Below are 15,300 nucleotides of genomic sequence, written 5' to 3'. Positions count from 1 at the left end.
CCCGGGCTGGCGTTTTTTTATGCCTGATTACCCACCCGGGATGCCCCTACAATCAGTAGATAATCAGCCTAACCAGAATCGCAGCCACCATGACAAGGGTTATCCCCTTGATCCAGCGTGCGCCACGTTTGCTCATATTGACCCGGGTAGCAATGAAAGCGCCAGTAACGTTGCCCAGTGCCAGGGTCAGGCCCACACCCCAGCGCACCTGATCGTTGAGGGCAAACACCACCAGTGCAGCAAAGGTAAACGGCAACACGATCGAGACCTTGAGCACGTTCACCTGGCGCAAGTCGATCTTGAGCATGTGGTAAAGCACCACAAGGAAAAGCACACCGACACCAACCTGGATGAATCCGCCGTACATGCCAACAACAAACATCGCCAGGTAGACAGCCGGGCCAAGGCGCTCGGGCGTCAATGGACGGGTATTGAGAACCGGCTGTGGCAACAACATGAACGCAGAGGCGCCGATCATGGCCGACACCAGGACCCATTCGAACACGGTGTCGGAGACCCAGGTAGCGACCCAGGCACCCACCAGAGAGCCCAGAACCGCCGGAATCGCCAGGTGCAGACTGACAACAAGGTTGCCATGCCCCATGCGGTAGAAGCTGCCTACGGCAGTGATACTCTGCAGGGTTATCGCCACCCGGTTCGTGCCGTTGGCGACCTGGGGCGGCAGACCCAGAAACATCAACAAGGGCAGGGTCAGCATGGAACCGCCGGCAGAGAGAACGTTAATAAACCCGGCAATGCCCCCGATCGACAGTAAAGCCACGATTTCCAGAACAGTCACTCAGTGCGCTCCATCGGAGACTGGAGGGTTCGAAAGGAGGAAGCCCCCGACCCGGGATCATTATGACCAAAAAAAGGACTCCCGGAGGAGTCCTTTTCGTTTCTTTCGACGCGTTGTAAGCGTTCTTCTTTACCGCTCGATGTGCTGGTACTCACCCGCATCGGCAGTGGCACTGCTCACCACCAGTATCGCGATCATGGAGGCAATGAAGCCCGGAATGATCTCGTAAACACCGGGACCACCCATGAACTCGCCGTTCCATCCCAGTGAGATCCAGATCATAACGGTGGCAGCACCGACAACCATACCGGCGATGGCGCCAGCACCGTTAGTGCGCGGCCACATCAGTGAAAGGATGATCAGCGGGCCAAATGCGGCACCGAAGCCAGCCCACGCGTTAGCCACCAGAGCCAGAACCTGAGAGTTAGGATCGGATGCGATAACGGCAGCGACCAGGCCAACGAGGACAACGCACACACGGCCAACATTCACGCATTCCTTGTCGCTTGCTTCCTTACGCAGGAACAGGCGATAGAAGTCCTCTGTCAGCGAAGAAGACGACACCAGCAACTGACTGGAGATGGTACTCATCACCGCCGCCAGCAGGGCCGCGTACAGGAAGCCAGTAATCAGCGGATGGAACAGCATGTCTGACAGGATAATAAAGATGGTTTCCGGATCCTGTACGTCCATGCCATTTCGGATGGCGTACGCGCGACCGAACACACCCAGTGAAATCGCGCCGATCAGGGAAATCAGCATCCAGCTCATACCGATGTTCCGGGCAACCGGTACATCTTTCAGGGTGCGGATGGCCATGAAACGCACAATGATGTGGGGCTGACCAAAGTAACCCAGGCCCCAGGTAACCGCAGAGAGCCAGCCGATGAAGGTCAGCCCTTCCGTCCAGGACAGCAAGGTGGGATCGACCTCATTCAGTGTTTGCGACGCCTGGGCAAAACCCCCGCCGCCTTCACCAAAGAGTACGACCGCCGGCATGATGACCAGCGCCAGCATCATGATACAGCCCTGAACAAAATCGGTCAGACTCACCGCCAGGAAACCGCCCACCACGGTGTATGCCAGAACCACACCGAGGGTGATCACAATACCTACGGCGTAATCGCTCAAACCACCAAAGTTGAAAATGCCGGAAAACGCGCTTTCGAACAGCTTGCCACCGGCGACGAGGCCGGATGCCGTATAAACCGCGAAGAAGATCACGATGACGATGGCCGACACCGTACGCAGGGACAGGGCCTGTGTCGGAAAGCGGTTCGCCAGGAAAGACGGGATAGTAATCGCATTGCCATAGTGAACCGTCTGTTCACGAAGACGCGGGGCGACCAGTGTCCAGTTGAAGAATGCCCCCACGAGCAGACCAATACCGATCCAGGCCGATCCCAAACCCGACGCAAACAGCGCCCCGGGCAGACCCAGGAGCAACCAGCCACTCATGTCAGAAGCACCAGCGGAAAGCGCTGCCACCTTTGGACTCAGGGCGCGACCGCCCAACATATAGTCCTCAGAGGAAGACGTCGCTCTGCGCATTGCGAAAACGCCAATGGCAATCATGAGCGCGAAATATAAAAAGAGACTTATCCAAACACCAATAGCCATAGGGGCTCCTCCGGTTTAATGAGTCGGACCAGGTCCGCTCGCAAAGCACATGGCTGGCCTGACGCCAACTCGCTGCACTATTCTTCTTTTCTTTCCAAGTTCCATCTCGATTGAAGCAGGAATTTTCCTTGTAACAACTTCCTGAACCTGAGCACACAAAGAAGGATTGCGACTCGCGCCCCGCACGCATGCATGAGACCGGGGCTCAGTCGCTATAACTTAGTATTAGTACGGATTCCGGGCTTACGAAATCCTACGATTCTTTTGCACAATCCTACGGGACTGGGAAACCGGCATGCCAAATCAGGCCACTCGGTCACCAACCTGCAGTCGTGAGGGCGTAGTCCCTTTGTATTTACGCAGTGCATTTGTCAGTGCACTTTGAGATGAGAAACCGGTTCGGTAACTGATTTCAGACACCGTAAGGGTCGTTGTAGAAAGGAGGGTAGCGGCCTGATCGAGGCGTGTCTGTAACAGGAACTGGTGGGGCGTTATGCCTGCCAACTCTCTGAACACCTCATGGAAACGGCTAACACTCAGGCAAGCCTCTCCTGCCATATCTTCGACGGTGATCTTTTTGTGGAGATTTTTGAGAATGTAACGACGGACTGCCTCAGGGCTGATGGCATTCCGGTTTGAGGAGAACGAACGGCCTTCGGTAATACGATCGGCCATGCAGTACAGAATGCTCGAAGCAAGGTGTTGCTGAAGCGTAATATGATCCGGTGCCCGGTCGAACTCGCCGGCGGCAAACTGAACCAGCCCGTGCAAACGACTGTCCATTTGGAGGGTCCGCGGCTTTTCAAAAACCCGCATCATGCGCTCGTAATCGGCGTGTGCTGGCGAGTTGACGGCTGGAGTGAGCGGATCAAGATTGATGACAAGAACATGATTCTTGTCGTTACCGCGATAATCGTGGCGGGCTTCCGTGGGCACCAGACAAGCTCTCCAGGTGTCCAGTTGAGCCCCGGCTCCGTCGACGCTCAACTCGGCTTCGCCACGCACCCCAATGACAATCTGGTGGTGTTCATGCCGGTGCTGGTGCGCGGCCATGGGAAGCTTCAGAAGTTTCGCGTTAACCATTAAAACTGCCAGCGTTTAACTGAGAATGTTCCTCAATTAAAGCAGAACATTACAGAAAGTGCACGAATGGAACTGAAACTCGAGGGAAAACTCACAGTTTTCAGTCAGCCTATGAACGGCTTAGCCAGTGATTCAACAATCCCGAAACCTGCACGGAAACCTCGGCCAGCGGGCGTGCAGCGTCAATCACGTGATACCTGGAGGGCTGGGCCATGGCGCGAGCGAGATAGGTCTCCCTGATTCGCTGAAAGAATTCCAGATCCTCCTGTTCAAAACGATCGAGGTCGCCCCTCTTTCGGGCTCTGGCCATCCCGGTGTCCACCGGGGCATCAAGGACAATCACATGGTCTGGGCGGATATCACCCTGAACCAGTGTTTCAAGAAGCGCAATTCGCTCCTCTGGAACACCACGCCCCCCGCCCTGATAGGCAAAGGTCGCATCGGTGAAACGGTCGCATAAGACCCACTGGCCCTGCTCAAGCGCTGGCAGGATTCGGGTATGCAGATGCTGGGCCCTGGCGGCAAACATCAGCAGCAACTCTGTGATTTCGTTGACCGGTTCATTCCTGGGCGCCAGCAAAAGCTCGCGAACAGCCTCAGCCATGGGCGTGCCGCCCGGCTCACGGGTGACGATATAATCGACGCCCAGTCCAGCGAGCGTGTCGGCTGCATTCGCCAGCTGGGTCGATTTGCCGACCCCTTCCGTGCCTTCGAAGGTTATGAACTGCCCTCGCACTGTCATCCGGCATCCTTATCAGAATCAGTGTTTTTTGGCGCCGGTGAAGAGCGGTAGTCTTCACGCCTGTTCAACTGATACTCACGTACGGCTTTCTGATGCTCTGCGAGCGTGCGCGAGAATTTGTGGGTGCCATCCCCCCGGGCAACGAAGTACAGGGCGTCACCGTCATCCGGGTGCAGGGTCGCATGAATGGCCTCACGACCCGGAAGCGCAATGGGCGTGGGTGGCAGGCCGTCGATCCTGTACGTGTTGTAAGGTGTGTAGGTACGCAGATCCTTCCGACCGATACGTCCCTGATAACTGTCGCCCATGCCGTAAATGACCGTGGGGTCGGTCTGCAGTCGCATTCCCTTTTGCAGGCGACGGACAAACACGCCAGCAACCTGCTCCCGCTCATGAGGCGCGCCGGTTTCTCGCTCCACAATTGATGCCATGATCAGGGCTTCATACGGATTATCGTAGGGCAGCCCCTCTTCCCGAGCCGCCCATTCCTCCGCCAGTACTGTCTCCATCCGGCTGAAGGCCCGCTTCAACAAATCCAGATCGGTCTCGCTACTGGTAAAGGCGTAGGTATCGGGGAAGAATCGACCTTCAGGATGCTCGCCTTCTGCACCAACAGCCGCCATTATCTGCTCACTGGTCCACTCGTCGGTGACCTTTTCCAGCCGCTCCGCACGAGCGAGGGCCGCTCGCATATCCTTGAAGGTCCAGCCTTCTATAAACTGGACGTACCAGTGTTTGGTGTCTCCCGACACCATGACACCGATCATGTCTCTGGGGCTCATGCCATCGAGAAACTCGTACTGACCGGCCTTGATCCGCGTCTGCTCGGGCTCCAGCCGACCATATAATCTCAGCCAGAGCCGGTCTGAAACCAACCCCTCAGCTTCGAGTCGACCAACGACTTCAATAAATGAACTGCCCTGGGGAACGTCAAACAGTAGCGGTTCTTCAAGCACCACCGGCTTTTTCAAGCCTTGTAGCCCCTGCCAGACCCACAGCCCGGACCCCGCAGACGCGAGGACAGCAACACAAACGCACGCAAGCAATAACTTCTTGAGCAAACGATTTATTCCAGTGTTTCGAGAGGATTGAAGATTGTCGCAAGTCCGCTATCCACAGGCAAATCATGGCCGGCAATAGTGAGAACCGGAACAATGCCCAGAACGCTGTTCAGGAGAAACATTCCCTGACAATCGGGACCCAGTACATCGGGCACAGTGACGGGGCGCTCTGTTACCGGCTCGCCTCTCTGCCTCAGACGCTCCAGCAGCCACTGCCTCAGAACACCGGCAACCGCCAGACTCGACGCCGGCGGCGTCACCCATCCATCAGACTGCCGCAGCAGGATGTTGGTACGAGTACCTTCGACCAGGTTTCCCTCACGATCGGCCATGATGACCTCGAACAGCGATGGCTTGAGCTCGGCGGCCGCCAGGACCTGCTCCATCCGGTTCAGCGACTTGACCCCGGCCAATAACGGATTAACCGCCAGAGTTACCTTGGAGAAATCAACGGCGACACCATCAGGGTCCGGTGTCGGCGGCAAAGCCGATGCCGAAACCACCAAATTGGGCTCCATCCCTGGATCAGGGCGATACCCTCGACCGCCACTGCCGCGGGTCAGGATCAGCTTCAGAACCCAGCCGTCGCCCTCGAAGCGATCCGCAAAACGCTCCCCCGCCTCAACGCAAACGCTGGCAAGCTCTTTGCGCGACACCTCGATACCCAATCGGCCGGCGTCGCGCGCCATTCGCTCCAGGTGGCGGGATAGAAGAACCCCCTTCTGACCGGACATCCGAATGGTTTCGAACAGCCCGTCTCCATAGGCCAGACCCCGGTCATTGGCGGGCAAGCCACCGTCGTCAGCCCAGAAAAGACGAAACACGGCGAGGGTCAGCCTTCGTAGCGACGGAAAATCAGGGTGCCGTTGGTACCACCGAACCCGAAGGAGTTGGATAGGGCTACCCGCACATCCGCCTTACGGCTCGTGTGTGCCACTAGGTCCAGATCGCAACCCTCATCCGGATTGTCGAGATTGATGGTGGGCGGCAGGACACCATCCCGAATCGCCAGAACCGAGAAAATCGCTTCCACAGCACCGGCAGCTCCAAGCAGGTGACCTGTCATGGACTTGGTGCTGCTCATGGCCAGCTTTTCGGCATGCGCGCCGAACACCCGACGAACTGCAGCCACTTCGGCCACGTCACCAACCTGGGTGGAGGTGCCGTGGGCGTTGATGTAGTCGATTTCTTCCAGATCAAGGCCGGCATCACGAACTGCGTTCGCCATGGATCGGGCGGCGCCCTCGCCATCTTCGGGCGGCGCTGTAATGTGGTGGGCATCGTCGCTCATACCAAAACCAACAACTTCGCCATATATGGTGGCGCCCCGCTCCTTCGCATGTTCAAGCTCTTCAAGCACAACGACACCGGCGCCATCGCTGAGCACAAAGCCGTCCCGGTCTTTATCCCAGGGGCGGCTGGCCTTTTCCGGTTCATCGTTACGAGTGGACAGAGCCCGCGCAGCCGAAAACGCAGCCATACCGGTACGCGTCGTCGCCATTTCCGAGCCACCTGCCAGCATGACATCGGCGTCGCCATAGGCAATCGTGCGGGCCGCGTAACCAATGTTGTGGGTGCCGGTAGTGCAGGCTGTCACGATCGCAATGTTGGGGCCACGGTATCCGAAACGGATCGCGGCATTGCCGGAGATCATGTTGATGACAGAAGCAGGCACGAAAAACGGGGAAACCTTTCGGGGCCCCGACTTGTCCATGGTCAGGACGCTCTTCTCTATGTACTCAAGGCCGCCAATCCCGGAGCCGATAGCAATACCCACTCGCTCCCGATCAAGCTTCTCAAACGACTCCAGGCCACTGCTGTCAACAGCCTGCTGCGCAGCAATCAGGCCATAATGGATAAAGGCATCAAGCTTTCTGGCATCCTTCGGGGACAGGTAGGATTCCATGTCCAGATCCCGGATGGCCCCACCAATTCTGGTGTTGTAGGCAGACGCGTCAAAGCGGTCGATCATACCAATCCCGCTGCGCCCGGCCCGAATCGCTTCCCAGGACGACTCCACGCTATTGCCGACTGGAGACAGCATGCCCATACCTGTGATGACAACTCGCCGTTTAGTCATAACCTGTTGCACCTGATCTTGTCCGAATGAATCTGAACGCCGATTGAACCTGATTTTCGGCCAATAAAAAAGCCGTCCCTCGCTATTTCACAAGGACGGCTTTTGGCCTGGCTTTCTTAAATGCAGAGTATCAGGTATGCGCGACGATGTAGTCGATCGCGTCCTGAACACTTGTCAGCTTCTCGGCTTCCTCGTCAGGAATCTCGGTTTCAAACTCCTCTTCAAGTGCCATAACCAGCTCAACGGTGTCCAGTGAGTCAGCGCCAAGATCCTCTACAAAAGAAGATGAGTTCTGAACTTCGGACTCTTTCACGCCCAACTGTTCACAAACGATCTTCTTCACGCGCTCTTCAACTGTACTCATAATGTCCTCACTTTGTGTGTCAACCAAGCAACTCTAATGCTGCCAGTTTAGTTTAAACCCTACCTGCAAACAAGCAGGGATTCTGATAAACATGTTGTGCGACAAGGGGTTGCGCACAGACCCCGAAAGGGGCTTATCCCATGTACATTCCGCCGTTCACGTTGATGGTTTCACCCGTCACGTATCCGGCTGCATCTGATGCCAGGAAGGCAACCACGGCTGCCACTTCTTCCGGCTCACCCAGACGACCCGCGGGTATGATTTCCAGCATAGCCCCGCGCTGCTTGTCGTCCAGTTTTTTTGTCATATCCGTGTCAATAAATCCGGGAGCCACACAATTTGCAGTGATACCGCGGTTCGACATTTCCTTGGCCAGGCTTCGGGTAAAACCTTCAACCCCGGCCTTGGCGGCGCAGTAATTGCCCTGCCCCGCATTGCCCATACCGGCAACCACGGAGCTGATATTGATAATCCGGCCCCATTTGGCCTTGGCCATGCCACGAAGCACCGCCTTGCTGGTCCGATAGACGCTGGACAGATTGGTTTCCAGAACCGAGGCCCAGTCATCATCTTTCAACCGCATCAGGAGGTTATCACGGGTAATGCCGGCATTGTTGACCAGAATCAGGGGCGCCCCTGATTTTTCGGTCAACTCCTTCAAACCGGCTTCAATGCTGGCAGGGTCTGCAACGTTCATGACCATGCCGTAACCCTTGTAACCGGCCGACTGGAGATCGTTGGTGATGGATTCTGCACCGGCTTCACTGGTAGCTGTTCCGACAACTTCGGCACCCTGCGCGGCCAGCGCACGGGCAATGGCCTGACCAATACCGCGGGTAGCACCGGTGACCAGTGCGGTTTTACCTTCCAGAGACATGAATAACTCCCTTTCGTTTCAAGACTGACCGAAAGCGTCCAGCGCCTTCGCCAGCGAGTCCGGGTCTTCGATACTATGAACAGCCAGAGCCCGGTCGATACGTTTGGCAAGCCCCGCCAACACTTTGCCGGTGCCACACTCGACTGCAACTTCAACACCATTGGCAACAAGCGTTCGAACTGAATCTGTCCAGAGCACCGGTGAATAAAGCTGCTTGAGCAAATTGGCCTTCAGTGTAGCGGATTCAGTCTCTGCAGCGGCGTTAACATTCTGTATAACCGGGATGACAGCATCATTAAAACGCACGTCTTCCAGCGCTTTTGCCAATTCCTCTGCGGCGCCTTTCATAAGCGCGCAATGGGATGGCACGCTTACAGGCAATGGCATGGCCTTCTTCGCGCCTTTCTCCTTGCACGCTTCAATAGCCCGCTCAACTGCTGCTGCCGAGCCAGCGATCACCACCTGACCAGGGGCATTGAAGTTTACCGCAGATACCACATCGCCCTGTGCCGCATCCTGGCAGGCTGCCACAACGGCATCATCCTCAAGACCAAGGATGGCTGCCATCTTCCCTTCTCCAGCCGGCACAGCGTCCTGCATGAGCTCACCGCGCAGGCGAACCAGTTTGACCGCTTCAACAAAATCGAGGCTCTCTGCCGCCACCAGGGCGCTGTACTCTCCCAGACTGTGACCGGCGAGAAAATCGGGAGAACCACCGCCGGCAACAAACCACTGCCGCCAGAGGGCAATACTGGCCGTCAGGAGCGCAGGCTGCGTCACCATGGTTTTATTCAATTCCTCCGCCGGTCCCTTCTGGCAGAGATCCCAGAGGTCATAGCCGAGAACATTGGAGGCTTCGGAAAAGGTTCTGTCGATGATGGGCCAAGCTTCAGCGGCAGCCGAAAGCATGCCCACCGATTGCGACCCTTGTCCTGGAAAAATAAAGGCTGATTTCATAAGCGGGATCTTATCGTCATTGGGTGGTTACGTGAGATTAGCCAATAGTACAAGTTAGGCCAATTATCCGCGAATGCGTGGCCAAACCGGGACAGACTTTAGTCTCAGGCACTCAAAGCATGAGATCGTCGAGACGCTCGTTGATACGGCGGGGTACTTCCAGCTCAACTTCCCGAACGGCCTGTCGAATGGCCGACAACATGGCCCGCTCGTTGGCGTTGCCATGACTTTTGATCACCACGCCCTGGAGACCGAGCAAACTGGCACCGTTGTGTCGGGAAGGATCCATCAATTGCAGAAGCCGACCAATAATCGGACGAGCCAGCAGGCCGACCAGTCGGCCGTAGAGATTTCGTGTGAAGGCCTGCTCCATCAGCTCTATGAGGAGACCGGCAACACCCTCGCCGGTTTTCAGGGCTATATTGCCGACAAAGCCATCACAGACGACCACATCGGCGACGTCCCGGAACAGATCGCTACCTTCCACATAACCGATGTAGTTGATGGTATCGCACTGGGCCAGCATATGAGACGCCAGCCGGACCTGTTCATTGCCCTTTATCTCTTCCTCACCGACGTTCAGAAGAGCGACCCTTGGTTCCGCCTGGCTGCAGATCGCAGAGGCCATCAGGGACCCCATCAGGGCATACTGATAGAGATTCTCGGCGGTTGAGTCGACATTGGCGCCGAGATCAAGGACGTGACAGCGCCCCCTGAGCGAGGGAATCAGTTTGGCAATAGCCGGGCGCTCGATACCCGGATACATGCGGATAATAGTGCGCCCGAACGCCATTAATGCACCGGTGTTACCGGCACTGACACAGCCTTGGGCTTCGCCATCGCGAACAAGACTCAGGGCGATGGCCATGGAAGAGTTTTTCTTGTGGCGGAGAGCGTGGGAGGGGCGCTCGTTCATCCGAACAACGTCTGCCGCCTCGACAATGCGAATTCGGGCGTGCCCCTCACGCACTAAAGCCTCAAGCTCGCTCCGGATTCCCACCAGAACGATGCTCAAGGCTTCGTTTTCACGCACCGCCCGCAGCGATGCGGCAACCACGACGGCAGCGCCGCGGTCGCCACTCATTGCATCAATCGTGATGGTGACCGGCTTCACCGTTCTGCCATCCGATTCGGGACGGTGCATAGCGGCAACGAGATTACTCGTCGCGTGCTTCGATTACCTGCTTGCCGCGGTAGAAGCCGTCCGGAGACACGTGGTGACGACGATGAACTTCACCAGTAGTCGCATCGGTGCTCAGAGCAGCGGCGCTCAGGGCGTCGTGTGAACGGCGCATGCCACGCTTGGAACGGGTCTTACGGTTTTGCTGTACAGCCATGATTATGCTCCTGACCTGTTAACGTAAACTTGTATTGCTGAATAAGTAACGTCTGTTCGTTAAATGTGCGCCGGTCTCCCGAGGGACGACCCACGCCCGGTTAATGCTTTGTCTTCTTGAGATCCGCCAGGACACTGAACGGATTCTCACCCGACTTTCTCACCGGCTCTGCCCCGGAGCTGTCAGGCTCGTAGGCTTCCAGATCTTCCCGGGCAGGACACTGGTCCCGTTCGTGAAGCGGAAACGGCGGCAAAACCAGCAACAGCTCGTCTTCCACCATCGACCAGAGGTCCGCCGTAAAATCATCGGTCAAAAACGGCTCGAGCTCTTTCGGCAGCTGTTGCGCCTGCTCGTCACTGGTAACAAGACCCAGCTTGAACTCGGAGACCAGAGTCACGCTCATGGCGCCCATGCACCGCTGACACTCCAGATCAACCGGGGCCGCCAGCTCGCCCGAAACAACGCGACGACGCTCACCATCCATAAAAAAAGACAGTTTGACCCGGCACGCAGCACCTTCCGAAAACCCGAGAACGGATTCCCGAAAACGGCCAAGCCCGCTGATGGGAATCACTCCCTCCAGTGTGCTGTTATGTTCCGCTAACCGGTAAGGATCAACAGATTTGGGCAACTCGGCGTTGGACGCGTTTGACATAGGCGCGCAATTTTAGGGGCGCAGCCGGCCGCTGTCAAAGACTTCGTTGCTTTTTCACGGGGGTTCCAGTGCAGATAGGTGTAATTTACGATAATCGCACAACAGATGCACCGGCCAGGTACTTAAAGGACTCAATCAATGCCCCCAAAACCGCTTTTACTGGCGTCTTCATCACCGTACCGGAGAGCGCTCCTGGAGCGGCTTGGCTTGCCGTTCACCTGCGCAAGCCCGGATATCGACGAATCACCCAATGAAGGCGAGGCCGGCGAGGCCCTGGCAACACGTCTGGCCGAGAGCAAGGCCCGCGAATTGGCGGACCGGTTCCCCGGCCACTGGATCATCGGCTCGGACCAGGTCGCCTGCCTGCCCGACGGCTCGGTACTGAGCAAGCCCGGCAACCACGAAATGGCGACAGAGCAGTTACGCCAGAGCAGTGGTCACAGGGTACTGTTTCTTACAGGCCTGGCGCTGCTCGACTCCGATTCCGGCAAAATCGACAGCCTTTGCGAGCCGTTTAACGTCAGGTTCCGGGAACTGGCTGATGAGGAGATAGAAGCCTACCTACTGCGGGAGAAACCTTACGACTGCGCCGGCAGCTTCAAGATGGAAGGCCTCGGCATTACTCTGTTCGAGGCCCTTGAGGGCCGGGACCCGAACAGCCTGGTGGGCCTTCCTCTTATTGCCCTGAACGATCTGCTGAGGCAATGGGGCCGGAATCCCCTGCTGGAAAACCGGCCTGCCTCATAAGGCATTACCGAAGCTCGAGCCGGGACTCGACCAGTTGACTGGCAAAACCCTCGCCAAAGGCGACGCCAAGCTGATCAACAATATCCTGGAACGGCGATTTGCGACGGCTGTAGTCCACCAGTTCCTCCTGACCTATGATCTGCCTGGCAACGTGTGATGCGCTGCCGAGCCCATCAGCCAGGCCAAGCTCAACGGCCTGCTCGCCACTCCAGACCAGCCCGCTGAACAGACGCTCATCATCCGCCAGGCGATCACCACGCCCTTGCTTGACCGCTTCGATAAACTGCTGGTGGGTGTTTTCCAGGACACTCTGCCAGAAAGTGACTTCCTCTTCCTGCTCCGGCGAAAACGGATCAAGGAACGCCTTGTTCTCACCGGCCGTGTAGAGACGGCGATCCACGCCGATCTTCTCCATAACCTCGGTAAAGCCGAAACCACCGGCCACCACCCCAATCGAGCCGACAAGGCTGGCCCGGTTGGCGTAGATTTCATCCGCGGCCGCAGCAATGTAATAGGCCCCGGAAGCGCCGATATCCGAGATCACGGCGTAGACCTTTTTCTCGGGGTATTCCTCCCGCAGGCGCTTGATCTCATCGTAGACATACCCGGACTGCACCGGGCTGCCACCCGGGCTGTTGATGCGAAGAATCACGGCTACCGAGTTTGGCTCTTCGAAGGCTGTTCGCAGAGAACCTACAATATTGTCTGCACTGGCCAGCTCGTCGGCAGCGATCGGACCGTTTATTTCTACCAGAGCCGTGTGCTTGCCGGTTACACCCTCCAGCGAATCGCCCAGGGGAAACTTGATCAAAAACAGCAAGGCAATCAGGTAACCAAACGTCAGGAACTTGAAAAAGATACCCCAGCGCCGGCTCTTGCGCTGCTCAGACTGCAGCGACATGACGAGTTTTTCGATGAGCTTCCAGTCACGTCCGGACTCGGGCGGAAGCTTCGGTGACTTGCGCCCGAAAAACGGCTTACTTTCTTTTTCAGGCTCCACCGGTTTGTCACCCCAATCGGCAGACTTGTCAGATTCCCAGTCACTCATGTGCGCATCCTGTCAGCAACGTCAATGAATTCGGTCTGTTCACAGCCCCAGCACCCGCCGGAGGTCTGGCACGGATTCAACAATGGCATGGGGCGAATATTCACCCAACACATCCCGCTTGTGCACACCCCACTCAACGCCGATGGAGGGCATGCCGATACGCCGGGCCATATCAAGGTCGTATCGGGTATCGCCAACCATCACCGCCTCTTCGGGCTCAATGCGATAGAAACGAAGAATCTCCTCAAGCATGGCGGGGTCGGGCTTGGAGCGTGTCTCATCGGCACAACGGGTGATCTCGAAGTGGTCGCCTAGACCGCTGGAAGCCAGCGCAAAGTCCAGCCCGCGCCGACTCTTGCCGGTTGCCACGGAACAACTGCGACCGGATCCTCGCAGATCCGCGACCACATCGGCCATACCGTCAAACACGTTTTGCGGCGTTGTCACCTTGCTGAAGAAATAGCGCCCGTATCCGTCGCGAATCCTGTTCATTTCTTCCCGACTGATACCGGGATAAAGCTTCTCCAACGCCTCGACCATGCCAAGCCCGATAATATCCCGGTACGCCTCACGCTCCAGGGCCGGAAAGCCCAGCTCGGTTGCCGCCTGATGCAGGCTGTCAGCAATATGCTCAACCGAGTCCACCAGGGTCCCGTCCCAGTCAAAAATTACTACTCTGACGTTCATTGATCGTTTCCTTTAAGACGCCCGGAAAGTTTCCTGAGCACGTCATTGAATGCATCGTCGTAAGGCGCCTCAAGGCGCATAGCCTCACCCGAGACCGGCAAGGTAAACTCCAGGGCCCGCGCATGCAGCATCAGCCGTTGCCCGCCAATGGACCGGAACGCCTTGAGGCTGACATCATCCATATACTTGTCGTCACCCGCAATCGGATGACCAGCCCAGGCGCTGTGCACGCGGATCTGGTGCGTACGACCGGTAATTGGCGACGCCTCGACAAGGCTGTAGCCCGCGTAATGCTCGAGGCAGCGGAATGTCGTCAGCGAGGCCTTGCCGGCAGCGTCAACCTTCACCCGACGCTCGCCATTGGGCATCTCGTAGCGCAGCAGAGGCACATCCACCCGGTCGACGCTGGCCGGCCAGTCGCCGGAGACCAGCGCATGGTAATGCTTGCGGATTCGTTTCTGCCGCAGCTCATCCTGAAGATACCTAAGCGCCGAACGCTTCTTGGCCACCATAATCAGTCCGGACGTATCCCGATCCAGACGGTGAACGAGCTCCAGAAACTTTGCCGTCGGGCGAGCGGAACGAAGCACCTCGATCAACCCGAAACTCAGGCCGCTGCCGCCGTGTACGGCGATACCGGACGGTTTGTTGACCACCAGCATCTGCTCGTTCTCGAAAACAACCGCGGATTCCATCACGCCCTGCACCCGGGTGCCGGGCGCCACCTGATCCGGCTTTTCCTTTCGGGTGATCGGTGGAATACGCACCTGATCACCAGTTCTCACCCGGGAATCCGGCTTGACCCGTCCTTTATTAACCCGAACCTCGCCCTTGCGGATGACACGATAAATAATGCTCTTGGGCACACCGCGAAGCTGGGCAAGAAGGAAGTTATCCACCCTCTGACCATCGTTGTCTTCGTCCACGGTAACCCACTGGACGCCCTGACGGACTTCTCCACGAACAGCCTGACTCTCAATGCCGGCCCTGCTGGTTTTTTTTGCCCTCTCAGGCCGCGGTTGGGCTGGCTTTCTGCTCGCAGACTTTCGAGACATGAAGTTCCTTGGCTACTGGAGTGACTGCAGGATTGAACGGCTGCATGAATACTGTTATATTCCTGCGTGCTTTGCCGTTTGTCTACGGCCTGACCAACTCAAGTCAGAAGCCGGAGCGGCAGAAGTATACCGACACTATTCGAGAGTTTGAACGCCGTGCACCCAATCACTACCGGGAACGGCGCGAG

The 15,300-nt window shown here is 57.2% G+C and carries 17 protein-coding genes; 1 reads left to right on the top strand and 16 read right to left on the bottom strand.

Annotated features, from left to right (window positions below; all coding sequences use genetic code 11):
* Positions 1-52: 52 nt before the first annotated feature.
* The 13 genes from CFB02_RS03925 to CFB02_RS03865 form a co-directional block, all read right to left on the bottom strand.
* Entirely contained in the window at positions 53-799 is a 747-nt protein-coding gene (locus CFB02_RS03925) for a sulfite exporter TauE/SafE family protein (RefSeq protein ID WP_088556960.1), read from the bottom strand.
* 129 nt (positions 800-928) lie between these two features.
* Positions 929-2,419, bottom strand: a complete 1,491-nt coding sequence (gene putP, locus CFB02_RS03920) for a sodium/proline symporter PutP (protein WP_088556959.1) — start codon at positions 2,417-2,419, stop codon at positions 929-931.
* A 303-nt stretch (positions 2,420-2,722) separates the two neighbouring features.
* Positions 2,723-3,502: an AraC family transcriptional regulator gene (locus CFB02_RS03915; RefSeq protein WP_088556958.1), complete on the bottom strand. Its 780-nt coding sequence runs from the start codon at positions 3,500-3,502 to the stop codon at positions 2,723-2,725.
* Between the two features lie 109 nt (positions 3,503-3,611).
* The gene (gene tmk, locus CFB02_RS03910) at positions 3,612-4,244 is read right to left on the bottom strand and encodes a dTMP kinase (RefSeq protein ID WP_088556957.1); all 633 of its coding nucleotides are present in this window, start codon (positions 4,242-4,244) and stop codon (positions 3,612-3,614) included.
* Positions 4,241-5,305: an endolytic transglycosylase MltG gene (gene mltG / locus CFB02_RS03905; protein WP_088556956.1), complete on the bottom strand. Its 1,065-nt coding sequence runs from the start codon at positions 5,303-5,305 to the stop codon at positions 4,241-4,243. Before mltG ends, tmk begins: the two co-directional genes overlap by 4 nt.
* Positions 5,306-5,310: 5 nt before the next feature.
* On the bottom strand, positions 5,311-6,129 hold the full coding sequence (gene pabC, locus CFB02_RS03900; protein ID WP_088556955.1) for an aminodeoxychorismate lyase: 819 nt from the start codon (positions 6,127-6,129) through the stop codon (positions 5,311-5,313).
* An 8-nt stretch (positions 6,130-6,137) separates the two neighbouring features.
* A complete protein-coding gene (gene fabF, locus CFB02_RS03895) occupies positions 6,138-7,385 on the bottom strand; it encodes a beta-ketoacyl-ACP synthase II (protein ID WP_088556954.1) in 1,248 nt (415 codons plus the stop codon).
* Positions 7,386-7,515: 130 nt separating this feature from the next.
* Positions 7,516-7,749 (bottom strand): acyl carrier protein, encoded by a 234-nt coding sequence (gene acpP / locus CFB02_RS03890; protein ID WP_008174976.1) that lies wholly within the window; start codon positions 7,747-7,749, stop codon positions 7,516-7,518.
* Between the two features lie 133 nt (positions 7,750-7,882).
* Entirely contained in the window at positions 7,883-8,626 is a 744-nt protein-coding gene (gene fabG, locus CFB02_RS03885) for a 3-oxoacyl-ACP reductase FabG (RefSeq protein WP_008174974.1), read from the bottom strand.
* Positions 8,627-8,644: 18 nt separating this feature from the next.
* Positions 8,645-9,583 carry an ACP S-malonyltransferase gene (fabD, locus tag CFB02_RS03880; protein WP_088556953.1) on the bottom strand — a complete coding sequence of 313 codons (939 nt, stop codon included), beginning with the start codon at positions 9,581-9,583 and terminating at the stop codon, positions 8,645-8,647.
* A 112-nt stretch (positions 9,584-9,695) separates the two neighbouring features.
* Positions 9,696-10,727, bottom strand: a complete 1,032-nt coding sequence (plsX, locus tag CFB02_RS03875) for a phosphate acyltransferase PlsX (protein WP_088556952.1) — start codon at positions 10,725-10,727, stop codon at positions 9,696-9,698.
* Between the two features lie 13 nt (positions 10,728-10,740).
* Positions 10,741-10,920: a 50S ribosomal protein L32 gene (rpmF, locus tag CFB02_RS03870; protein WP_008174968.1), complete on the bottom strand. Its 180-nt coding sequence runs from the start codon at positions 10,918-10,920 to the stop codon at positions 10,741-10,743.
* A 100-nt stretch (positions 10,921-11,020) separates the two neighbouring features.
* Entirely contained in the window at positions 11,021-11,575 is a 555-nt protein-coding gene (locus tag CFB02_RS03865) for a YceD family protein (protein WP_008174965.1), read from the bottom strand.
* Positions 11,576-11,713: 138 nt separating this feature from the next.
* Between CFB02_RS03865 and CFB02_RS03860 the strand changes: the two genes are divergently transcribed.
* Positions 11,714-12,322, top strand: a complete 609-nt coding sequence (locus tag CFB02_RS03860) for a Maf family protein (RefSeq protein ID WP_088556951.1) — start codon at positions 11,714-11,716, stop codon at positions 12,320-12,322.
* Between the two features lie 4 nt (positions 12,323-12,326).
* On the opposite strand, the gene CFB02_RS03855 is transcribed toward CFB02_RS03860, so the two are convergent.
* From CFB02_RS03855 to rluC, 3 genes are read right to left on the bottom strand one after another with little or no spacing between them, the layout of a single operon-like run.
* Entirely contained in the window at positions 12,327-13,370 is a 1,044-nt protein-coding gene (locus CFB02_RS03855) for a S49 family peptidase (protein WP_014577547.1), read from the bottom strand.
* Positions 13,371-13,409: 39 nt separating this feature from the next.
* Positions 13,410-14,057 carry an HAD family hydrolase gene (locus CFB02_RS03850; protein ID WP_088556950.1) on the bottom strand — a complete coding sequence of 216 codons (648 nt, stop codon included), beginning with the start codon at positions 14,055-14,057 and terminating at the stop codon, positions 13,410-13,412.
* The gene (rluC, locus tag CFB02_RS03845; RefSeq protein ID WP_088556949.1) at positions 14,054-15,112 is read right to left on the bottom strand and encodes a 23S rRNA pseudouridine(955/2504/2580) synthase RluC; all 1,059 of its coding nucleotides are present in this window, start codon (positions 15,110-15,112) and stop codon (positions 14,054-14,056) included. Before rluC ends, CFB02_RS03850 begins: the two co-directional genes overlap by 4 nt.
* Positions 15,113-15,300: the final 188 nt, after the last annotated feature.

Origin of the sequence: Marinobacter sp. es.042, from assembly GCF_900188315.1 — a bacterium.
GTDB lineage: Bacteria > Pseudomonadota > Gammaproteobacteria > Pseudomonadales > Oleiphilaceae > Marinobacter.
Note: the sequence above shows the minus strand (reverse complement) of the source record. Positions and strands in the feature narration are given on the sequence as shown.